Source organism: Methylobacterium sp. GXF4 (assembly GCF_000272495.1).
Classification (GTDB): Bacteria; Pseudomonadota; Alphaproteobacteria; order Rhizobiales; family Beijerinckiaceae; genus Methylobacterium; species Methylobacterium brachiatum.
The window spans coordinates 207,185-227,639 of sequence record NZ_AKFK01000046.1; the positions used below are offsets into that span (position 1 = coordinate 207,185).

Sequence of the window (20,455 nt, forward strand, 5' to 3'; positions counted from 1 at the left end):
CCCCGATCAGGAGAATGGACGCGGATCATGACGAAGCCCTTAAACGTGCGCTCGATTAGACGCTTCGAGACATATTCAGCGCAACAATCGCGTATTAGCCGCCCTTATCATTGCTATAGGCCAATCGAGTTCAGCGGCCGGCGCGGGGATGCGCCGCCGTATAGGCGCTCATGAGCCGGGCGGCATCGACCTGGGTGTAGAGCTGCGTCGTCGACAGGGAGGCGTGGCCTAGCAGCTCCTGGATCGCGCGCAGCTCGCCCTGGCGGGCGAGCAGATGCGTCGCGAAGGAATGGCGCAGGGCATGCGGGGTCGCGCTCTCGGGCAGGCCGAGGGCGCCGCGGGCGCGGGCCACCGTGTACTGGATGATGCGCGGAGACAGCGCGCCGCCGCGGGCACCGACGAAGAGCGGCCCCTCCGGCGGCAGCGGTAACGGGCAAGCGGCCACGTAATCGGCCACCGCCTGCGCGACCACCGGCAGGATCGGGACCATCCGCTGCTTGCCGCCCTTGCCCAGCACCGTGACCTGATCGCTGCCCGGAAGCGGCGCGTCCCGGCGGGTCAGGCCCAGGGCCTCGGAGATGCGCAGGCCGGCGCCGTAGAGCAGGGCCAGGACCGCGGCGTCCCGGGCGAGCACCCAGGGCTCGCGCTCTTCGCCGGCCCGGATGGCCGTGTCGGTGAGCGCCACCGCGGCGGCGACCGGCAGCGGCCGGGGCAGACGCCGCGGAACCTTGGGCGCCCGCACGCCGCCGAGCGCCGAGACGCTGCCGTAACCCTCGCGCTCCAGGAACCGCCCGAACGAGCGCAACCCGGCGAGCATGCGCATCAGCGAGCGGCCGGACACCTCATCGGCCCGGCGCGCGGCCATGAAGGCCCGGATGTCGCGCACCTTCAGGGCCACCAGCATCGGGATGGTCGGCGTGCCCAGGCGCGACGCGAGGTGGAGCAGGAACTGGCGGACATCGCGGCTGTAGGCCTCGACGGTGTTGGGCGACATCCGCCGCTCCCGCGCCAAGCCATCGGCCCAGGCATGGACCGCCTCGCGCAGGCGCGAATCGCCCGGAATCAGGATCAGGTCGTCGGCCGTCTCGCGCGCGCTCATGGCCCCACTCGACCGCTTTTTCGTTGTCTTGGGCTTAACGGCCAGGGGGGAGCCGCCTCTCAGTTCAGGATCCCGTCCTTACCCTGGAACCCGGCCAGCGGCGCGGTGAGGATGCAGTGCAGCCCGGTCTCCCGGTAATCCAGGGCGACCGCCCCGGCCACGGTGCCCGCGAAGGCGCGCTCGATCAGGCGGGTGCCGAACCCCTTGCGCGAGGGCGGGACCACCGAGGGACCGCCGGATTCCGCCCAGCTCAGCCGGAGCTGCGGGCCGTCGGGCAAGGCCTCGATCTCCCAGGTCACGCCGACATGCCCCGCCGCAGCCGACAGGGCGCCGAACTTGGCCGCGTTGGTCGCCAGCTCGTGGATCATCAGCGCCAGGGCCAGGGCCGCCTTCGGCCCGATATCGAGAGCGGGCCCCTCGATCCGCAGCCGGCCGGGGCGGGCATTGTCGTGGAGCGCCAGGGCGCCCCGGATCACCGCCTCCATGCGGGCCCGCTCGGCATTGCCGGCGAGCAGGATGTCGTGCGCCTTGCCCAGCGCCAGCAGGCGCTGCAGCAGGGCGTCGCGGGCGGAGGCGACGTCGGGCGCGTCGCGCAGGGTCTGCGAAGCGATCGCCTGGACCATCGCCAGGGTGTTCTTCAGCCGGTGGCTGAGTTCCTGGCTGAGCATCTCCCGATGCGCGTCGGCCTCGGCCTGCTGGGTCGCGTCGAGCATCACGCCGGTCATCCGGGTGGCGGTGCCGTCGGCGGTGCGGACGATGATGGCACGGTTGAGCACCGTGGCGTAGGTGCCGTCCGCCCGCCGGAAGCGGTACCGTTCGCTCCAGCGGAGCGACGCGTCCGCGATGGCGGCGCGGACGCTGCGGCGGACGCGGTCGCCATCCTCCGGGTGGATGTGGTCGTACCACCAATCGGTGCTCGGCTCGATCTCCGCCGGCCGGTAGCCGTAGAGCGCGGACAGGCCCTCGTCCCAGTGGATCCGGCCGGTCTGCGGGTTCCAGTCCCAGATCAAATCCGTGGTCGCCCGCGACGAGAGCCGGTAGCGCTCCTCGGAGATCGCCAGGGCGTCGCGCGCCTGGCGCTCGGCCGCCAGGGCGGCCTCCCGCTCCCGGACCGCCCGGCGCAGCTCGAGCTGCGCCATCACCTGCTGCGCCAGCGCCCGGAGGGCAAAGGCCTGGTCCGGCTTCAGGCCGTCGGGCCGCGGCTCCGTGTCGATCACGCACAGGGTCCCGAACGACACGCCATCCTCGGTCCGGAGCACGGCGCCGGCATAGAACCGGATATGCGGTGGCTCGGTCACCAGGGTGTTCTCGCAGGTGCGCGGGTCGGCGGTGAGGTCGGGGATCACCAACAGCCCGTCCGCGGCGCCGAGCGCGTGGGCGCAGACCGACTGGCTCAAGGGCGTCTCGCAGGAGGGGAAGCCGTGCCGGGCCTTGAACCATTGCCGGTCTGCCGCGACGAGGCTGACGAGGCCCACCGGCACCGCGCAGATCTGCGTCGCCAGCGCGACGATGTCGTCGAAGGCCGGCTCGCGCGGCGTATCGAGGATGCCGTAGCTGCGGAGGACCTGAAGGCGGGCGGTCTCGATCGAGTCTGACATGGCCGGGGGCGTTGGATCGGGCAGCGGGGCCCGGGAAGCACGCGGAGGCGATCGGGATCGGTCTTAGCCGATCTTGCGCGCAGGAGCATCTTGCACTTCCGGGGCAGATCTTCCCAGGATGCATATTCAACCGGTTTATCTTCCGTGGCTCGCCCGGCGCCGATCCGCGTGCCAAGCTCGCGCGATGACGCTCCTCGCCTATGCCGGTGCCGCGATCGCGGAGATCGCCGGATGCTTCGCGTTCTGGGCCTGGCTCCGGCTCGGCCGGTCGGCCTGGTGGGCGCTTCCGGGCCTCGCATCCCTGCTGGCGTTCGCCGTCCTGCTGACCCTGGTCGACAGCCCGGCGGCGGGACGCGCCTTCGCGGCCTATGGCGGGGTCTACGTCGCCGCCTCGATCCTGTGGCTGTGGCTCGCCGAGGGGCAGCGGCCCGACCGGTGGGACCTCGCCGGCGGTTTGGTGTGCCTGGCCGGGACGGCGATCATCCTGCTCGGGCGTCGCGGGTGAGGCGGCCTCACCGCCCGAGCGTGTAGAACTCGTCATTCGGCCGCAGCTCGGCGACGCTGGCCAGGCGGTTCGAGAGGGCGAACAGGGCGGTGATCGCCGCAATGTCCCAGACGTCGTCCGGGCTGAAGCCGTGGCCCGCGAGCACCGCGTGATCCTCGGCCTCGACGGTATGGGCTTCCTTCGCCACCTTCAGCGCGAAGGCCAGCATCGCGCGCTGGCGCGGGGTGATGTCGGCCTTGGCGTATAGGCGACGGCGACCTGGTCGGCGAGCAGCGGGTTCTTGGCCCGGACCCGCAGGATCGCGCCATGGGCGACCACGCAGTAGAGGCAGTTGTTGGCCGCGCTGGTGGCGACCACAATCATCTCGCGCTCGGCCTTGGTGAGGCCGCCGGGCCGGTCCATCAGCGCGTCGTGATAGGCCATGAAGGCGCGGAACTCGTCCGGACGGTGCGCCAGCGCCAGGAAGATGTTGGGCACGAAGCCCGCCTTCTCCTGCACGAGGGCGATGCGGGCGCGCAAGTCGTCGGGCATCTCGGACAGCTTCGGGACCGGGAAGCGGCTGATCGGCGTTGGCGCGGGCATGGTCGGGCTCCCCAGGTTCCGGTCCCTTGGTGAAACCGGGCGTTCACGATACGTACGGCACGCTCGGCCCGATCGTCGAGGGCAGCCGGCCTCCGGACCGCGACGAAGCCCGAGTATAACCCTGGAGCGTCATGAGCAGCATCGTCCGCATCCTGGGGATCGACCCGGGGCTCCGCCGCACCGGCTGGGGCCTTATCACCGCGCAGGGCAGCAAGCTGACCTACGGCGATTGCGGCGTCGTCACCTCGGATGGCGACCTGCCGCTGGCGCTCCGTCTGCGCGAGCTGTTCGAGGGGATCGGTCGCATCGTCGAGGCGCAGAAGCCCGACGAGGTCGCCGTGGAGGAGACCTTCGTCAACAAGGACGCCCAGGCGACGCTCAAGCTCGGCCATGCCCGGGCCATGGCGCTCGTGGTGCCGGCCAATGCCGGGCTGCCGGTGTTCGAATACGCCGCCAACCTGATCAAGAAGACCGTGGCGGGCTCCGGTCATGCCGAAAAGGTGCAGATCCAGGCGATGGTCCGCTTCCTCCTGCCGAAGGCGGAGTTCCGGGTCGCCGACGCCGCCGACGCGCTGGCCATCGCGATCACCCATGCCAGCCACCGCGACGCGCATGCCCTGCGCAAGACGCATCTGCCGGAGGGCAAGCGCCGCACTCTCACCGGGCAGGCCGCCGCGGGCCAGGGGCTCGCTGGGAAGGGGTTCTCGGCCGCCGCCGCCGCGCGCATCGAGGCGGCCCTGGCGAAGCAGGGCTGATGGGATCGGTCAGGAAATTTGGTGGGGCAGGAAACTTGGTGGGGCAGGAAACTTGGTGGGGGAAGTAGGACTCGAACCTACGAAGCTTACGCAGCGGATTTACAGTCCGCCCCCTTTGCCGCTCGGGACATTCCCCCAAGGCGGGTTTGTCGCCCGCGGCGCCCTTATGGTGAGGGGCTGGCCGGGTGTCAACGCTTCTCGTGCAGCCATCCGCAGGCGCGACCGTCGGAAGGCGGCTTCTCGGGGCGCCGGATGCGGCAATCGTGCCGCCGCATTCGAACGAATCACGGCGATTGCGCGAAAGAAACACGAACACCGCAGTGGTCCGGGGGATTCACAAAGGAATCTGGATCGGCCACGGTGCGGGCATGTCGCCCTGCTTCGCCGGCCATTGACCCGTCCCGCCCCGTCCCTGCGGTCCCACCAGCGTACGTTGATGGCCCTCGTGGCGGCCATGGCGAGCGGGCAGGCGGCGCATGTCCGGACAATCCTGGCGGCGGTGACGCCGGGCGGCGGCAAGTCGCTGTTGCCGGTGATCGCGGCGCACACGCTGATCGCGGCGGGCCGGGTCGATCGCGTGGTCTGGGTGGTGCCGCGGGATTCCCTGCGCCTCCAGGCCGAGGAAGCCTTCGCCGATCCGCTCTGGCGCGCGGCTTTCGGCCATGCGCTGAGCGTGCGGGCCGCCGACAACGAGCGCGATCCGGCCCGGGGGCTCGCCGGCTACGTCACCACCTATCAAGCGGTGGCCGCCGCCCCGGCGCTGCACCTCGCCGAGGCGCGGGCGCACCGGACCCTGCTGGTCGTCGACGAGGTCCATCACCTGCCGGTCCCGGGGCGTCCGGGGGCGGACGAATCCTCTGCCGAGGAGGCGGAGGCGGGGGCGTGGTCCCGGGCGATGTTGCCGGTGATGGAGGCGGCCGAGATCGGCCTGTTCCTGTCCGGCACCCTGGAGCGGGCCGACGGCCGACGCATCCTCGGCCTGCCCTACAAGCCGGCGGCGCTCGGCCGCGGCCCGGAGCTCGATCTCGACGCGCCGGGTCTGGCGGTGATCGGCTACTCCCGGTCGCAGGCCCTGGCCGAGCGGGCCGTGCTGCCGGTCACGTTCGGGGCGATCGACGGCGAGGCGAGCTGGCTCGAAGGCGGGCGGATCGCCGGCGACAGCCCCCGGGTCGGGCCGCACCGGCTGGGCGCCGGATCGGTCCGGGTCACGACCCGGCCGGCCCTGTTCACGGCCCTGCGCACCGGCTTCGCCCGGGATCTCCTGAGCGAATCCTTCTTCGCGACGAAGCGCCTGCGCGCCCGGCGCCGGTCCGAACTTGGCCTGCCCCCCGGCCAGATGGCCCGGGGCCTCGGCAAGCTCCTCGTGGTGGCCCCGGATCAGGCGAGCGCCCGCACCTACCTGACGACCCTGCGGAGCTGGATGCCGGCCCAGCAGGGGGAGCGCGACGTCCGGCTGGCGACCTCGGGCCAGGGCGACGCCCACGCGGCCCTGGCGGCGTTCCGCCTGACCGCGGAGCCGGCGGTGCTGGTGACGGTGGCGATGGCCTATGAGGGGCTCGATGCCCCCGAGGTTGCCGTGGTGGCGGCCCTCACGCATATCCGCTCCCGCCCCTGGCTCGAGCAGATGCTCGCCCGGGCCACAAGGGTCGATCCGCATGCCGGCCCCTACGACAACCAGCAGGCGCTGGTCTTCCATCCGGACGACCCGCTCTTCGCCCGGTTCCGCCTGGAACTGGAGACCGAGCAGGGGAGCAGCGTCCGGCCCAAGCGCGAGCGGCCGGCGAGCGCCATCGTCCCGGAGCGGACCCCGTGGCGCGACGAGGATCCCGGCGGGATCACGCCGCTGGAGAGCAACGCGATCGGGCTGCGCTACGCCCTGCTGCGCCCGCGGCTCGCCGAGCCCGCCCCCGTGGCGCCGGCGCCGGAGCCGCCGTCGGTCACCGAGCGGACCCTGCGCCAGCGGCTCGCCGTGGCGGTGGCGAGCCAGGCCGTGGAGGACGAGGCGTCGCTGCGGGTGCCCCGGGGCGGCAACCTTGCGCATCGCTACAACGCGGTGCTCAAGCGGGTGCTCGGCAAGGGCCGCGCGACCATGACCCTGCCCGAACTGGAGGCGGCGCTCGCCTGGCTTGAACGCAACCGGCTCTCGGACCATCTCGACCGCCTCGACGGCGATGCCCGCTACGCGTGGTCCGCCCGCCAGCGCCGCGGCCGCTGGCAGCCGGAGCGCGCGGCCGGACGCTGACCCGTCGCGGTTCAGGGAGAAGGCGCGATGACCGAGAACCTGCCGTCCGACTTCGCGGCGACGCTGACCGGGAGCGCGCCGCCACACGCCTGGCCCGCCCCGCTCGCCGCCCTCTGGTGGCTGGCCAGGGATGCGACCGAATCCGCGGACGCCACCTGGGCGCGGGCGCATGCCCTGGTCCAGGACGCATCGGGGCCGGACGCCGCCTGGGTGCATGCCCATCTGCACCGGATCGAGGGCGATGCCGGCAATGCGCGCTACTGGTACGACCGTGCCGGTCGTCCGGTGTTCCACGGCTCGCTCGCGGAGGAGCGGTCAGCTCTCATCGCCGCCCTGTCGCGCGCCGGCTGAGCGCCGATTGCCGGTAGCCGGGAGGTCGGTCCCGCTTCGGAAGCCGGCCGACTCGTCTCCGCCCGCCGCGGCCGGCTGCGACGGCACCGGGCTCCATTCGTCAAACGGGCGATGCCACGCGGGACAAATCTCAATAACTAAGCACGTTAACGGTCGGATCGGGCGCGGGAAGATTGATTTCACCCGGAACGCGCAAATCGAGATGCGGATCGGGACTCCCTTAATCGCCCCTCCTCAGTGAGAGGCCTGTGAATTTTTCGTTTGCTACGTGGTCTTCGATATCTCACAGCGTCGAAATCAGATTATGGCTGACTCAGTCGATTTCGGATCATAAGGACCGTGCTGGTTATCGTGATGAGTGTGAGCTGTTTAATCTGCAGTGTCGGTCTGGCGGGTCTTTCGCTGCGCGCCCCCGCGCGCGTGGCCGTCCTCGAACGGTGGAGCGGGATCTGTCTTGTGCTCGGCCTGTCCCTGCTGGGAATCGCGCTGTACGGCGCCCGCGGCTAGGTTTCGACGCGCCGGCGCGCGAATCGCGGAACGCCCGGGCCGACAACCGGTTGACAGCCCGCCCGGCGCGCAGGTCGGGCCTTGATTATCGGAGCGGACCTATGAGCCTCCTCGGCAGCATCGTCGGCAAGATCCTCCACCCGTTCGGCGGTGGCACCGCGGACGCCGCGCCTTCGTCCACCTCGGGTTCCTCGAGCGGTTCGGCCGGCTCGAGCCCGGCCTCGGCCCCCGGCAGCGCGGGCGGCAGCGGCGAGGCCGTGGACGTCGAGGCCGTGCTCACCAGCCTCGCCGAGAAGACCCCGCAGAAGCTCGATTGGCGCCATTCCATCGTCGACCTGATGAAGCTGGTCGGCCTGGATTCGGGCCTGGCGTCGCGCAAGCAGCTCGCCGACGAGCTGCACTATACCGGCGACAAGGAAGACTCGGCTTCGATGAACATCTGGCTGCACAAGCAGGTAATGAAGAAGCTCGCCGAGAACGGCGGCAAGGTGCCGGAAGACCTGAAGAACTGAGTGCCCAACGGCCCGGCGCACGATCGCGCCGGGCCTTCCACGTTCACCGCCCGGTGCGGACCCGGGTCCAGAGCCGGGTGACGTAGCGCTGGGTGCGGTCGTCCCAGGCGGTGTTGATCGCCAGGCGCTGCATCGTCGCCTCGTCCGGGTAGATGCCGGGATTGCTCAGGATCTCGGGCTTCACGAACTTCTTCGCCGCGAGGTTGCCGCTGGCATAGGCCACAAAGTTGGTGTTGGCCGCCGCCACCTCGGGCCTCAGCATGTAGTCGATGAAGGCCAGGGCCTCGGCCGGATGGGCCGCATCCTTCGGGATCGCGAAGGTGTCGAACCACATGAGCGCGCCCTCCTTGGGCACCACATAGGCGATCTCGATCCCGTTCTTGGCCTCCTCGGCCCGACGCTTGGCCTGCATAACGTCGCCCGAATAGCCGACCGCCACGCAGATATCGCCGTTGGCCAGCGCCTGGATGTATTCCGAAGCGTGGAACTTCCGCACGCTGCCGCGCACCTTGTAGAGGGCGTCGGTCACGAGGGTCAGGTCGTCCCAGCGCTTGGAATCGGCCTTCGCGCCGAAGACCGGGAGCATGCTGGGGATCAGATCCTCGGGGCTGTCGAGCATCATGATCCCGCAATCCTTGAGCTTGTTCGCGGAAGCCGGATTGAGAACCACGGTCCAGGAATTCAGCGCCGCGTTGGCGCCGAGCCGCTCGCGCACGGCGGCGACGTTGTAGCCGATGCCGGTCGTGCCCCACATGTAGTCGACCGCGTAGGTGTTGCCGGGGTCGTACACGGCGAGCCGACTGGAAATCTCAGGCCAGAGGTTGCCGAGGTTCTTCAGCTTGGATTTGTCCAGCGGCAGGAAGGCGCCGGCGCGGATCAACCGCTGCAGGTAGGGGCCGGAGGGCACGACGATGTCGTAACCGGATCGGCCGGCCAGCAGCTTGGTCTCCAGGATCTCGTTGTTGTCGTAGGTGTCGTATACGACCTTGATCCCGGTCTCCCGGGTGAAGGCGTCGAGCACCTTCGGGTCGATATAGTCCGACCAGTTGTAGATGTTGACGACCCGCTCCTCAGCGGCCCGGGCGGGCGGAGCCAGGCTCAGGAGCGCGGCCAGCAGCATTCCCGTGATCAGCGAAAAGCCGGCCCCCGCGCGCGACGCGGACCGGCGCCGGCCCGGGACGGGGCGCCGGACCGATCGTTCGACCCGGCCCGTCCCGGCCCCGCTCATGCCTGCCTCGCGGCGACGATCACGATCTCGACCAGATATTGCGGATCGCACAGCCGCGCCTCGACGGTGGCGCGCACCGGCGGGTGCTCCTTGGACACCCAGGCATCCCAGGCCGCGTTCATCTCGGCGAAGTGCCCGATATCGGCCAGATAGATGGTGGCCGACAGGATGTGATCCTTGTCGCTGCCCGCTCCGGCGAGCAGCCGGTCGATCTGCTCGAGGATGTTCTGGGTCTGCGCCGTGACCCCGGTGCCGACCGGATCGGACGCCACCTGGCCGGCGAGGTAGATCGTGTCGCCGTGGATCGCGCCCTGCGACATCCGCGATCCCGGTTCAATCCGTTCGATGCTCATTCCAGTCTCCGGCCGATGAAAGCCGGTATCTGCCGTGGCGCCGGGGCAGCCGTAAAGGGCCGCGCGCCGACGCGCCGCGGGAACCGCAGGAAAATTCGCCCCCTCGTGTGCAGTTGCGAGCAACCGTGGCCGGCCACCGTGCGTTCACACGGCATCGCTTGTCACGCCTTGGGGTTCGTCATGGGTATTCTCTGGACCATCATCATCGGGTTCCTCGCCGGAATCATCGCCAAGTTCCTGATGCCCGGACCGAATGAGCCGTCGGGCTTCATCCTGACGACCATCCTGGGCATCGTCGGCGCCTTCGTGGCGACCTTCATCGGCCAGGCCGTCGGCTGGTACGGACCCAACCAGGGCGCAGGATTCATCGGCGCGGTCGTGGGCGCCGTCGTGGTGCTCTTCATCTACGGCATGATCGCCGGCCGTCGCCGTACGACAATCTGATCCGGTTCCGGCAACCGGAACGCGAAGGGGCGCCCCGCGGGGCGCCCCTTTTTTTATGGGTTGAAGGCCGGCCGAAGCGGCCGATCCCTCAGAGGTGATCGGCCGCCGCCTTCACGGCGCAGTGGCCGGTGGCGCCGCGCACCGCCAGGCCGACGCCGACGACGAGCGCCAGCAGGCTGAGGATCTTGTTCGGCCGGGGTTGCGCGGCCGCGGCGGCGATCCCGAGGCCGAGGGCCACCGACACCGCCCGCTCGGTGGTGGTGAGGTTCGGCTGCCCGCTGAAGATGTCGTGGATCATTTCGTTGGCCATGAATGCTTTCCCGCTGTGAGGTCGCGGTGCGAACGCGGGCGCGGGGCGGGCGTTCCAACCGTCCCGCACGGTGGAGGCGTGCAGGCCGCGCAGGCGACCCGCCTGACGTCCCGTGCTGCGCAGTCGCAACCGACTGAGACCGGCCGAACGGGTGCACGCCGAAGCTCTCGCTCCACGCCGTCGAACCCGGCGCACGAAAAAGGCGCGGCCCCGAAGGACCGCGCCTCTCACCTCAAACCCGCACCGGCCGAAGCCCGCGCGGGAAAGCCGGAACGATCACTCGCCGGCGGATTCGCGGCGGCGCTCGCCACGGTGGCGGCCGCCATTGTCCTCGCGCCGGGGCTCGCCGTCCCGGTCGCTGCGGGTGGAATCGCGCTCGGCCTTCACCTTCTCGGTGATGTCCTCGCCGGTCTGCTGGTCGACGACGCGCATGGACAGGCGGATCTTGCCGCGGTCGTCCTGACCGAGGAACTTCACCTTGACCTTGTCGCCTTCCTTGACGACGTCCGTCACCTTGGCGACCCGCTGAGCGGCGAGCTCCGAGATGTGGACGAGACCGTCCTTGGCGCCGAAGAAGTTCACGAAGGCGCCGAACTCCATGCACTTCACGATCGTGCCGTCGTAGATCATGCCGGTCTCGGGCTCGGCGACGATCGAGCGGATCCAGTTATAGGCCGCCTTGATCGCCTTGCCGTCGGCCGAGGCGATCTTCACGATGCCGGTATCCTCGATGTTGATCTTGGCGCCGGTCTTCTCGACGATCTCGCGGATCACCTTGCCGCCGGTGCCGATCACGTCGCGGATCTTGTCGGTCGGGATCTGCATCGTCTCGATGCGCGGCGCGTACTCGCCGAGCTCCGGACGGGCGGCGGTGAGCGCCTTGGACATCTCGCTCAGGATGTGGGCGCGCCCGTCCTTCGCCTGGTCGAGGGCGACCCGCATGATCTCCTCGGTGATGCCGGCGATCTTGATGTCCATCTGGAGCGAGGTCACGCCCTCGTCCGTGCCGGCCACCTTGAAGTCCATGTCGCCGAGGTGATCCTCGTCGCCCAGGATGTCGGACAGGACCGCGAAGCGCTCACCCTCGAGGATGAGGCCCATGGCGATGCCGGCCACCGGACGGCGCAGGGGCACACCGGCATCCATCAGCGACAGCGAGCCGCCGCAGACCGAGGCCATCGAGGACGAGCCATTGGACTCGGTGATCTCGGACACGATGCGGATCGTGTACGGGAACTCGTGCGCCGGCGGCAGAACCGGCCGGATCGCCCGCCAGGCGAGCTTGCCGTGGCCGATCTCGCGGCGGCCCGGGGAGCCCATGCGGCCGGTCTCGCCGACCGAATAGGGAGGGAAGTTGTAGTGGAGCAGGAAGCGCTCCTTGTAGGTGCCGTCGAGCGAGTCGATGAACTGCTCGTCCTCGCCGGTGCCGAGGGTGGCGACCACGAGGGCCTGGGTCTCGCCGCGGGTGAACAGCGACGAACCGTGGGCGCGGGGCAGCACGCCGACCTCGGAGATGATCGGACGGACCGTCTTCAGGTCGCGGCCGTCGATGCGCGAGCCGGTGTCGAGCACGTTCCAGCGCACGACCTTCGACTGCGCCTCCTTGAACGCGGCCTTGACCTTCTCGGCCGGGTATTTCTCAGTCCCCTCGGGGCAGAGGGCGGCCATCACCTTCGCCTTCACGGCGTCGACGGCGGCGTAACGCTCCTGCTTGACCGTCTTGGTGTAGGCGGCGCGCAGCTCGGTCTCGCAGATCTCGAGGACCGCCTTCTCGACGTCGGCGTTCTCGGGAGCCTGGAAGTCGCGCGGCTCCTTGGCGGCCTTCTCGGCCAGGCGGATGATCGCCTCGATGACCGGCTGGAAGTGCTTGTGGCCGAACATCACGGCGCCGAGCATCACGTCCTCGGAGAGCTCCTTGGCCTCCGACTCGACCATCAGCACGGCGTCCTGGGTGCCGGCGACGACGAGGTCGAGGCTCGACTCCTCCTTGGTCTCGGTGACCAGCGGGTTCAGCTTGTAGCCGCCGTTGACGTAGCCGACGCGCGCCGCGCCGATCGGGCCCATGAACGGCACGCCCGAGAGGGTGAGGGCGGCGGAGGCCGCGACCATCGACACGATGTCCGGATCGTTCTCGAGGTCGTGGGTCAGGACGGTGACGACGACCTGGGTGTCGTTGCGCCAGCCGTTCACGAAGAGCGGACGGATCGGGCGATCGATCAGGCGGGAGACCAGGGTCTCCTTCTCGGAGGGACGGCCCTCGCGCTTGAAGTAGCCGCCCGGGATGCGGCCGGCGGCGTAGGCGCGCTCCTGGTAGTTCACGGTGAGCGGCAGGAAGTCGATGCCGGGCTTCGGCTCCTTGGTGGCGACCACGGTGGCGAGGACCGAGGTCTCGCCGTAGGTGGCCAGAACCGCGCCGTCAGCCTGGCGGGCGACCTTGCCGGTCTCGAGGACGAGCTTGCGGTCGCCCCACATCAGCTCTTCGCGTTGAACGTCGAACATTCTTATCTCTTCCTTGCCTTCGGCGGGCCAGGCCCGGCGCCGTCGGGGGCAAGACGGCGGGACACTTCGCTCGATGAAGTGTCCCGCGATCCTGCCCCGACGCTGGCGCCTCGAAGCGACCCGTTTTTCGGGCGGCCGGACCCATTCCGGCAGCCCGAGAGTGTCGAACGCGGTCCCGAGCCGGGCTCGGAACCGCGCGTGGTGGATCTTAGCGGCGGATGCCGAGACGCTCGATGAGGGCGCGGTAGCGGGCCTCGTCCTTGCGCTTCACGTAGTCGAGCAGCGAGCGGCGCTGCGAGACCATCTTCAGCAGGCCCCGGCGGGAATGGTTGTCCTTGCCGTGGGTCTTGAAGTGGCCGGTCAGGTTGGTGATCCGCTCGGTGAGGATCGCGACCTGGACCTCGGGGGACCCGGTGTCCTTGGCGTCCTTGCGGTGTTCCTTGATGAGCGCGGTCTTGCGCTCTGCCGTGATCGACATCGCATGCCTTTCGGGTTGTGCTGGTCGGATGCGGCGCCCTGGTCGGGGCGCTCGAGCTCGGCGTTCGGCCGGTGCCGGGATGTCGTCCAGCACGGTCACAGCGCCAAGCGGCTCAAGCCCCGCCCGGTAACCCGGGCCGAGGCTGCGCGATCCATACACGAAACCGCCGGATACGCCAGCCCCGGGCCCGGAGGGCCGCGCCGCGGAAGGGTTAACACCCGTGTGCTAGCCGGAACCCGCACGAAGGGTGGTCCGGCGATGAACGCGAGCCTCACCGACGCGTGCGGCGTCCTGGTGGCGACGCTGCTCGGCGTCCCCCTCATCCTGTTGCCGGGCTACGCCGTGGGCAGCCTGACCGGGATCCTGGGGTTCCGCGCCCTCGGGACCGGAGACCGCCTGCTCTGTGCCGCGACGCTCGGCCTCGGCCTGCTGCCGATCCTCGACAGCCTGCTGGTCCAGGCTGCGGGCATCCCGGTCGCCGTGCTGGCGAATGTCGGGCTCGGGCTGGCGGGACTGGCCCCGGCGGTCCGGGCGTGCCGGAGCCGGATCGACCTTGCGACGGCGGCAGGCCCGCTGGCGCTGATGCTGCTCTGGCTCGGGATCGTCGCCTACGCGCTGATCGACATCGATACCGGAACGGGCCTGTACCAGCCGGTGACCGTGATCGACCTCGTCAAGCATGCGAGCCTGACCCGAACGATCGTCGAGGCGGGCCTGCCGCCCCTGGACCCGTTCTTCGCCCGCCCCGAGCGGGCCGGCTATTACTACTTCTTCTACACGCTCTGCGCGCTCGTCGACTGGGCGGGCGGGGCGCTGGTCGATGGGCGCACCGCCTTCGCCGGGATGGCGTTCTGGACCGGGATCGGGTTACTCGGCCTGCTGGACCGGCTGCTCGCCGCCACCGGGCTGGTGCGCGAGACCTCCCGGCGCCGGGTACGGCTGGCGACCCTCCTGCTGCTCCCGGCGGGCGGGCTCGACATCCTGCTGGTCGTCCGCAACCGGATCGAGACCGGGCTCTGGATCCCGATGCCGGAATGGCTGAACGAGCAGGTGCTCAACTGGCCGGGCTCCCAGGTCTGGGTTCCGCACCATGTCGCCGGCGCCATCGCGGGCTGGCTGGGGCTCCTGGCGCTGGCCGAGGCCGCGGACGGGCAGCGTCGCGCCCCCGGCGCGACAGTGATCATGGCGGGCACCGCGTTCGCGGCCTGCGCGGGCCTGTCGGTCTGGGTCTGCCTGGGCACGGTCGCGGCGGCCGGGACCTGGCTTGCCCTGCTCGCGATCGAGCGCCGCTGGCGCGAGGCCGGCCGGCTCGTCGCGTCCGGGCTCGTCGCCGCCCTCCTGGCCGCGCCGTACCTGTCCGGGCTCCTGGCAAGCCGGAGCGAGGCCGGGCAGGCGATCGTGTTCGCGGTCCGGAGCTTCGGCCCGATCGAGGGCATGGCGGACAGCTGGGTCCTGACCCTGCTCCGCCTGATCCTGCTGCCGCTCAACTACTACCTGGCCTTCGGGGTCTTCGCCGCAGGCGCGTTCCTGTTCTGGCGGATCGTTCCCCGGCGCGAGGCGCACGCCCGGGAAGCCGGACGGCTGCTGACCATCGTAGCGGTCACCTCCCTGCTGATCGGGGGCTTCCTACGCTCCGCGATCCTCTACAACGACCTGGGCTGGCGTGTGGTCCTGCTGGCGCAGGTCGCGACTCTGGTCTGGACCGTGGCGGCCCTGATCCGGGTCGCAGGAGAACGGCTCCGTCTTCCCGGCCTGATCGCGGCGCTGCTCCTGCTCGGCTACGCCACGACCCTCTACGGCTTTGCCGGGATGCGGGCCTATCCCGCTTCCGGCGTCCCGAGCTTCGCCTTTCTCAACGGCCGCCCCGACATCGATCGCGCCCTGCGGACGGCCTATACCTGGGCCGGCACGCATCTGCCCCGGACTCGGGTGCTGCAGCACGCGCCCGGCGCGCCGCGCGTGTTCGATTTCGGTCTCTACGGAGGCCAGCCGGTCGGGGTGGCCGATCGGGAGGCGCGTTTGTTCGGCGCCTCGCAGGCGGCCGTCGCGGAGCGGCTCGCGCAGGTCGAGCCGATCTTCCGCGATGCGCTCGACGGGGACGATGTGCGCCGCCGGGCCACCGCCGCCGGCATCGACACGCTGGTCGTCACCGCGCAGGACGCCCCCTGGGCAAACCCGGATTCCTGGGTGTGGCACGGCCGACCGCTCTATGCCTCGCCGCTCGTCCGGATCCTGGCGGTCGACGATCTCGGTGGAGGGGCTCGATGACTTCGACCGCCCAGGCGCGCCTGGGGCAGGCCCTGCGCTGGCTCGCGGCCCAGACCGCGCTGCATGCCGGCGCCCTGCTCATCGGGCTCGCCTGTTTCGTGCTGCTGTTCCAGACGGATCTCTGGTCCGGCGTGACGATCCTGTTCTACCGCGGCCTGATCCTTCTGATCGTCGCCTTCCTGCTGACCGGTGCGGCGACGGTGCTCCTGGCCGGGCTCGGCCGCGCCTGGGGCCTGCGGCGCCGGGACGCCCTCGGCGCCTGCGTGCTGTCGCTCGCCCTGAACCTCAGCGTCTTCGTGATCTTCCCCGTCACGGTCGACCGCTCGATCAGCGTGTTCCTGCTCGGCCAGATGGCGGCCCGGCCCGAGGAACGCTTCAGCGCCGAGCGGGCGCGGGCGGTGTTCGAGTCGGTCTATCTGGGGGAGTTCCACCAGATCGAGCGCCGTCTGGCGGAGCAGACCGCCTCGGGGAACGTCGCCCCGGCGGGGGACGGCTACGTCATCACCCCGCAGGGCCGCGCGTTCATGAAATTCTCGGGCCTAGTGGCCAGACTCTTCCGCACCGACAAGCGAATGGTGGAGGCCGAACCGCGGACCGCGAAGATCACCCCGCCTTGAACACAACAGAGAGCTGGATTTTCATCAGACTACTGCGATCATTGAAATTTATAAATCTCGGTCTCTCATTTCAATATCAAACATTACGTCCAAAATCTGATTAAGTTGCCCACACGGCCATTTCCGAGAATCAATCGAAATAATTCAAGAGTCATCGTATGTCATTCCTGCGAAATTCCGCCCGTTCGAACAACGATTTTATGCTGGGATTGGTGGGCAATCGCTGAGCGACACCACTGGCCACGGAGGATAGCGCTCTATATGTCCGCGCAACACTTTCTTTAGACTTGATCGCCGAAAGGTTGCGCCCGATGCCGAACCCTACGCCTTTCCGGTGATGCCTGCACGCCCTGGTCATCCACGCCCCTCTCGTCGCGCCGCGGTCGAATGGGGGGTCGGAGCGCTCGGCTGCCTGGCCGGCCTGCTGGTGCCGCTGGCCGTGCTGGCGCTGCCCCAATCGGAGGTGGTGGCGGTTGTCGCACCGCCCGGCGCCGACACAACCGATGCCGTCCGGATCATCGCGAAGGCGGGCGGGACCGTCCTGAACCGCGGCGGCTCGGACAACGTCCTGCTGGCGCGTTCGGACCGGGCGGGCTTCGCGCGCCGTCTCTACGCCGCGGGCGCCCGTCTCGTCCTCGATGGCAGCCTCGCCGAGGGATGCGGACCGTCCGCACCCTCACCGTCTTCGTTGACCACCGCCGCGGACACGGCCGGGAATCTGCCCTGATGAACCATCTCGAAACCCTTCAGCGCCGGTTCGGCCGCTTCCTGATCCCGCTCCTCTGGGCACATGTCGCGCTGATCGGCGCGGCCGAAGCCGTGCTGACGTCGGCGTTTCCGGCTCTGGGGCCGGTGGTCGGCGCCATCTGCCTCGCGGGCGTCACGACGGCCCTGTGGTTGCGCGACCCGGCGAGCGCGGCAACCCGAATCGTGAGCGGCGTGGCCCTCGTGGGCATGGCAGCGCTCCTGCTGGTCGCCTTCGCGGGCCATCCCTGGCAGATCGACCTGCACATGTACTTCTTCGCCTGCCTGGCGATGCTGGCCGGCTGGTGCGACTGGCGCGTGATCCTGGCGGCGGCAGCGGCCACGGCCGTGCATCACCTCGCCCTCGATCTCGCGATGCCGGCCCTGATCTTTCCCGGCGGGGCGGGCGATCTCGGCCGCGTGATCCTTCACGCGGCGATCGTGCTGGTCGAGACCGGCATCCTGCTCTGGGTCTGCCGGACCGTGGAGGACTCCTTCCGGGCCCTCGCCTCGTCCGAGGCCCACGCGCAGGCGCAGCTCGCCCGGGCCATGGAGCTGGAGCGCGAGGCCGCCTCGACCCGGTCCGCGCTCGAGGCCGCGCGCAAGTCCGGGACCGCGCAGCTCGCCCGCACCTTCGAGGAGACGATCGGCAGCATCCTCGATCACGTCGCCACAGCGGCCGACGCCGTCGAGGCGACGGCAGCCAGCATGGCCTCGACGGCGAATGCCACGGCGGACCGGTCCATCGCGGTGACGGCCGCCGCCGGCGGTGCCGCCGGCAAGGTGCAGAACGCCGCGGCGGCGGCCGCGGAGCTGGGCTCGACGATCGGCGAGATCGGCCGGCAGGTCGACGTGTCGGCCGGGATGGCCCGCGAGGCGGCCGACCAGGCCGCCGCGGCGACGCCGCTCGTCACCGAGCTGCGCACGGCGGCCGAACGCATCGGCGACGTGGTCGCGCTGATCTCGTCGATCGCCGCCCAGACCAACCTGCTCGCCCTCAACGCCACGATCGAGGCGGCCCGGGCCGGGGAGGCGGGCCGCGGCTTCGCGGTGGTCGCCGCCGAGGTCAAGGAACTCGCGGATCAGACGGCGCAGGCCACGCAGGAGATCGCCGCGCAGGTCAACCGCATCCAGAGCTCCACCGGGCAGGCGGTCGCGGCGGTGGACGGCATCACCGTCCGGATCCGCGACATGAGCGGCCTCGCCACCGCGATGACCGCGGCGGTCGAGCAGCAGGGCGTGGCCACGCGGGAGATCCTGCGGAACGTCTCGGAGGCCGCCACCGACACGAGCGCCATCACCGCCACGCTCACGGATGTGGCGGGCGACGTGCAGGTCACGGGCTCCGAGGCCGGCCGCGTGCTTGCGTCGGTCTCCGACCTGTCGAAAGAGTTCGCGGACCTGCGCAGGGAGGTCGGGCGCTTCCTGGCTTCCGTGCGCGCCGCCTGAGGCCCGGCTCGGAACTTGCTGACCGGGTTCCCATCCGACACATCCGGTGACCGAAGACCGTGAGCCTCGACATACCCGACACCGCCCTAGGCCCGATCGAGAACCCGACGGCCGGGCATTCCAGCCTCGCCCGCAGCCTCACCGCTCCGGGCCTCGTGGCGATCGGGCTCGGCGCCACGATCGGCGCGGGCGTCTTCGTCCTGACCGGGACCGCCGCGGCACAATATGCCGGTCCGGCGATCAGCCTCTCCTTCCTGATCGGCGGCATCGCCTGCGGCTTCGTCGGCCTGTGCTACGCCGAACTGGCCGCCATGATCCCCGAGGCCGGCTCGACCTACACCTACACGCGGGCCTGCCTCGGCCTGCTCCCGGCCTGGATCATCGGTTGGGACCTCGTGCTCGAATTCGCCATGGCGGCGGCAACCGTCGCGGTCGGCTGGTCCGGCTACGCGCAGTCGCTCGCGGCGGATTTCGGCTTGAAGCTGCCGGCGGCGCTGTCGGGGGCGCCGGGGGACGGGGGCCTCGTGAACCTGCCGGCGGCCGGCATCGTGCTGATGCTGACCGCGCTGCTGACCCGCTCGACCCGGGACGCCTCGCTGATCAATGGGCTCCTGGTGGCCTGCAAGGTCGCGATCATCCTCGCCTTCGTGGGTGTCGGCGTGGTCCATCTGCAGCCGGCCCTGTGGCACCCGTTCGTGCCGGACAATGCCGGTGCGTTCGGCAGCTACGGATGGAGCGGCGTGTTCCGCGGAGCCGCCGTGGTGTTCTTCGCCTTCATCGGCTTCGAGACGGTCGCGACCGCGGCGGGCGAGTGCCGGGCGCCCCAGCGCGACGCGCCGATCGGGCTGATCGGCTCGCTCGCGATCAGCGCCATCCTGTACGTGGCGGTGGCGGCGGTGCTGACCGGCCTCGTGCCCTATCGGGAGCTGGACGTCGCGGACCCGATCGCCAAGGCGATCGACCGCCTGGCGCTGCCCAGCCTCGCCATCGTGATCAAGCTCGGCGCCCTCATCGGGCTGACCACCTCGGCGCTCACGGCGCTCTACGGCCAGGGCCGGATCTTCTTCGCCATGGCCCGGGACGGGCTGCTGCCGCGCCTGTTCTGCCGGGTCGATCCGGCCACGCGGGCCCCGGTGACGAGCCAGGTGGTGATCGGGCTGTTCACCGCGGCGGTGGCCGGGCTGGTGCCGATCGATATCCTGGGCGAGCTCGTCAGCATCGGGACGTTGCTGGCGTTCTGCCTGGTCTGCGCCCTCGTGCTGATCCTGCGCCGGACGCAGCCCGACCGGCCCCGCCCGTTCCGCGTGCCGGCGGCGGCGCCGATGGCCGTGCTCGGCATCCTGTCCTGCCTGATCCTGATGGCCTCGCTGCCGGCCGACACCTGGATCCGGCTCGCGGTCTGGCTGGTGATCGGGCTGGCAATCTATGCCGGCTACGGCAGGCGCAACGCCCGGCTCAGCCGAGCAGGTTGAGCGTCGCCCGGCTCACCGAATCGATCGAGGCCTCGGCACTGAGGTTCAGCTCGTAGTTCCGGATCACGCGCTGCAGGTCGGCCGATTCCAGGGCGACGTTGACGTTCGGCAGGCGGACATAGCCCTGCCGGTCGGCGGCCGCGTTGGACGGATCGTAGCGCCGGCGGAAGTCGCTGCTGTCGCGCAGGATGCGGCCCACCGGCTCGCGCGCCCTGTCGACGTCGACCGGCTGGAACACCGCGATCTTCCGGGTGTAGGGCGTCCCGCTCGGATCGGCCGGGGCCGAATCGGCGTTCGCGATGTTCTCGGAGATCGCCCGGATCCGGCCGCTCTGGATCCGACGGCCGTGGGCCAGCGCGTCCGTGGCCGCCTTGAGGGGGCTGGTATCCGGCATGCGGGTTGGCTCGGGCGGCACGGAGAGGGGCCGCACGATCCTCTGTGC

At 70.3% G+C, this 20,455-nt stretch carries 19 protein-coding genes, 1 tRNA gene and 1 pseudogene; 11 read left to right on the plus strand and 10 right to left on the minus strand.

The genetic code is table 11. The features are described from left to right. Positions 1–130 precede the first annotated feature (130 nt). Positions 131–1,099 (minus strand): tyrosine recombinase XerC, encoded by a 969-nt coding sequence (locus WYO_RS05695; protein WP_007560114.1) that lies wholly within the window; start codon positions 1,097–1,099, stop codon positions 131–133. Between the two features lie 59 nt (positions 1,100–1,158). After that, on the minus strand, positions 1,159–2,697 hold the full coding sequence (locus WYO_RS05700) for a PAS domain-containing protein (protein WP_007560116.1): 1,539 nt from the start codon (positions 2,695–2,697) through the stop codon (positions 1,159–1,161). A gap of 184 nt (positions 2,698–2,881) precedes the next feature. Between WYO_RS05700 and WYO_RS05705 the strand changes: the two genes are divergently transcribed. Further along, positions 2,882–3,202, plus strand: coding sequence for a YnfA family protein (locus WYO_RS05705; RefSeq protein ID WP_007560118.1), 321 nt, complete (start codon positions 2,882–2,884; stop codon positions 3,200–3,202). 7 nt (positions 3,203–3,209) lie between these two features. On the opposite strand, the pseudogene WYO_RS28920 reads toward WYO_RS05705, so the two are convergent. After that, positions 3,210–3,784 (minus strand): annotated as a pseudogene (locus WYO_RS28920) (peroxidase-related enzyme). 131 nt (positions 3,785–3,915) lie between these two features. Here WYO_RS28920 and ruvC point away from each other — a divergent pair. Then, complete coding sequence (ruvC, locus tag WYO_RS05715) at positions 3,916–4,539, plus strand: crossover junction endodeoxyribonuclease RuvC (protein WP_007560121.1); 624 nt, start codon at positions 3,916–3,918, stop codon at positions 4,537–4,539. A gap of 53 nt (positions 4,540–4,592) precedes the next feature. Here the strand turns inward: ruvC and WYO_RS05720 are convergent. Next, a tRNA-Tyr gene (locus WYO_RS05720) sits at positions 4,593–4,676 on the minus strand. Between the two features lie 254 nt (positions 4,677–4,930). Between WYO_RS05720 and WYO_RS05725 the strand changes: the two genes are divergently transcribed. From WYO_RS05725 to WYO_RS05735, 3 genes are all read left to right on the plus strand, one after another. After that, complete coding sequence (locus WYO_RS05725) at positions 4,931–6,781, plus strand: DEAD/DEAH box helicase family protein (protein ID WP_081496935.1); 1,851 nt, start codon at positions 4,931–4,933, stop codon at positions 6,779–6,781. A 27-nt stretch (positions 6,782–6,808) separates the two neighbouring features. Further along, positions 6,809–7,132: a hypothetical protein gene (locus tag WYO_RS05730; protein ID WP_007560123.1), complete on the plus strand. Its 324-nt coding sequence runs from the start codon at positions 6,809–6,811 to the stop codon at positions 7,130–7,132. Between the two features lie 608 nt (positions 7,133–7,740). Continuing rightward, on the plus strand, positions 7,741–8,151 hold the full coding sequence (locus WYO_RS05735) for a DUF3597 domain-containing protein (protein ID WP_007560125.1): 411 nt from the start codon (positions 7,741–7,743) through the stop codon (positions 8,149–8,151). Positions 8,152–8,194: 43 nt separating this feature from the next. Here WYO_RS05735 and WYO_RS05740 read toward each other — a convergent pair whose 3' ends face one another. Beyond that, positions 8,195–9,271 carry a polyamine ABC transporter substrate-binding protein gene (locus WYO_RS05740; protein ID WP_039902331.1) on the minus strand — a complete coding sequence of 359 codons (1,077 nt, stop codon included), beginning with the start codon at positions 9,269–9,271 and terminating at the stop codon, positions 8,195–8,197. A gap of 104 nt (positions 9,272–9,375) precedes the next feature. Continuing rightward, complete coding sequence (locus WYO_RS05745; RefSeq protein ID WP_007560128.1) at positions 9,376–9,732, minus strand: RidA family protein; 357 nt, start codon at positions 9,730–9,732, stop codon at positions 9,376–9,378. Positions 9,733–9,912: 180 nt separating this feature from the next. Here WYO_RS05745 and WYO_RS05750 point away from each other — a divergent pair, with 180 nt between their 5' ends. Beyond that, on the plus strand, positions 9,913–10,176 hold the full coding sequence (locus tag WYO_RS05750; RefSeq protein WP_007560130.1) for a GlsB/YeaQ/YmgE family stress response membrane protein: 264 nt from the start codon (positions 9,913–9,915) through the stop codon (positions 10,174–10,176). A gap of 88 nt (positions 10,177–10,264) precedes the next feature. On the opposite strand, the gene WYO_RS05755 is transcribed toward WYO_RS05750, so the two are convergent. The 3 genes from WYO_RS05755 to rpsO all read right to left on the minus strand — a co-directional run bounded on the left by WYO_RS05755 (position 10,265) and on the right by rpsO (position 13,463). Then, entirely contained in the window at positions 10,265–10,486 is a 222-nt protein-coding gene (locus WYO_RS05755; protein WP_007560132.1) for a YgaP-like transmembrane domain, read from the minus strand. Positions 10,487–10,762: 276 nt separating this feature from the next. Then, positions 10,763–12,985, minus strand: a complete 2,223-nt coding sequence (gene pnp, locus WYO_RS05760; protein WP_007560134.1) for a polyribonucleotide nucleotidyltransferase — start codon at positions 12,983–12,985, stop codon at positions 10,763–10,765. Between the two features lie 208 nt (positions 12,986–13,193). Further along, a complete protein-coding gene (gene rpsO, locus WYO_RS05765) occupies positions 13,194–13,463 on the minus strand; it encodes a 30S ribosomal protein S15 (RefSeq protein WP_007560136.1) in 270 nt (89 codons plus the stop codon). A 258-nt stretch (positions 13,464–13,721) separates the two neighbouring features. On the opposite strand from rpsO, the gene WYO_RS05770 reads away from it, so the two are divergent. The 5 genes from WYO_RS05770 to WYO_RS05790 all read left to right on the plus strand — a co-directional run bounded on the left by WYO_RS05770 (position 13,722) and on the right by WYO_RS05790 (position 20,013). After that, positions 13,722–15,731, plus strand: coding sequence for a hypothetical protein (locus tag WYO_RS05770; protein WP_007560138.1), 2,010 nt, complete (start codon positions 13,722–13,724; stop codon positions 15,729–15,731). Further along, positions 15,728–16,348, plus strand: coding sequence for a hypothetical protein (locus WYO_RS05775; protein ID WP_007560140.1), 621 nt, complete (start codon positions 15,728–15,730; stop codon positions 16,346–16,348). Before WYO_RS05770 ends, WYO_RS05775 begins: the two co-directional genes overlap by 4 nt. Positions 16,349–16,775: 427 nt before the next feature. Next, entirely contained in the window at positions 16,776–17,075 is a 300-nt protein-coding gene (locus tag WYO_RS28925; protein WP_039902333.1) for a hypothetical protein, read from the plus strand. Beyond that, positions 17,075–18,541 (plus strand): methyl-accepting chemotaxis protein, encoded by a 1,467-nt coding sequence (locus WYO_RS05785; RefSeq protein WP_007560143.1) that lies wholly within the window; start codon positions 17,075–17,077, stop codon positions 18,539–18,541. The genes WYO_RS28925 and WYO_RS05785 overlap by 1 nt, the downstream gene beginning before the upstream one ends. A gap of 71 nt (positions 18,542–18,612) precedes the next feature. Beyond that, positions 18,613–20,013 (plus strand): amino acid permease, encoded by a 1,401-nt coding sequence (locus WYO_RS05790; protein ID WP_039902359.1) that lies wholly within the window; start codon positions 18,613–18,615, stop codon positions 20,011–20,013. Here the strand turns inward: WYO_RS05790 and WYO_RS05795 are convergent. After that, entirely contained in the window at positions 19,997–20,407 is a 411-nt protein-coding gene (locus WYO_RS05795) for a hypothetical protein (protein ID WP_007560148.1), read from the minus strand. The genes WYO_RS05790 and WYO_RS05795 overlap by 17 nt on opposite strands. Between the last annotated feature and the right edge of the window lie 48 nt (positions 20,408–20,455).

Coding starts and splice junctions, on each gene's coding strand:
- WYO_RS05695 (WP_007560114.1), bottom strand. CDS start 1,099: ATGAGCGCGCGCGAGACGGCCGACGACCTGATCCTGATTCCGGGCGAT.
- WYO_RS05700 (WP_007560116.1), bottom strand. CDS start 2,697: ATGTCAGACTCGATCGAGACCGCCCGCCTTCAGGTCCTCCGCAGCTAC.
- WYO_RS05705 (WP_007560118.1), top strand. CDS start 2,882: ATGACGCTCCTCGCCTATGCCGGTGCCGCGATCGCGGAGATCGCCGGA.
- ruvC (WP_007560121.1), top strand. CDS start 3,916: ATGAGCAGCATCGTCCGCATCCTGGGGATCGACCCGGGGCTCCGCCGC.
- WYO_RS05730 (WP_007560123.1), top strand. CDS start 6,809: ATGACCGAGAACCTGCCGTCCGACTTCGCGGCGACGCTGACCGGGAGC.
- WYO_RS05735 (WP_007560125.1), top strand. CDS start 7,741: ATGAGCCTCCTCGGCAGCATCGTCGGCAAGATCCTCCACCCGTTCGGC.
- WYO_RS05740 (WP_039902331.1), bottom strand. CDS start 9,271: ATGCTGCTGGCCGCGCTCCTGAGCCTGGCTCCGCCCGCCCGGGCCGCT.
- WYO_RS05745 (WP_007560128.1), bottom strand. CDS start 9,732: ATGAGCATCGAACGGATTGAACCGGGATCGCGGATGTCGCAGGGCGCG.
- WYO_RS05750 (WP_007560130.1), top strand. CDS start 9,913: ATGGGTATTCTCTGGACCATCATCATCGGGTTCCTCGCCGGAATCATC.
- WYO_RS05755 (WP_007560132.1), bottom strand. CDS start 10,486: ATGGCCAACGAAATGATCCACGACATCTTCAGCGGGCAGCCGAACCTC.
- pnp (WP_007560134.1), bottom strand. CDS start 12,985: ATGTTCGACGTTCAACGCGAAGAGCTGATGTGGGGCGACCGCAAGCTC.
- rpsO (WP_007560136.1), bottom strand. CDS start 13,463: ATGTCGATCACGGCAGAGCGCAAGACCGCGCTCATCAAGGAACACCGC.
- WYO_RS05770 (WP_007560138.1), top strand. CDS start 13,722: ATGAACGCGAGCCTCACCGACGCGTGCGGCGTCCTGGTGGCGACGCTG.
- WYO_RS05775 (WP_007560140.1), top strand. CDS start 15,728: ATGACTTCGACCGCCCAGGCGCGCCTGGGGCAGGCCCTGCGCTGGCTC.
- WYO_RS05785 (WP_007560143.1), top strand. CDS start 17,075: ATGAACCATCTCGAAACCCTTCAGCGCCGGTTCGGCCGCTTCCTGATC.
- WYO_RS05795 (WP_007560148.1), bottom strand. CDS start 20,407: ATGCCGGATACCAGCCCCCTCAAGGCGGCCACGGACGCGCTGGCCCAC.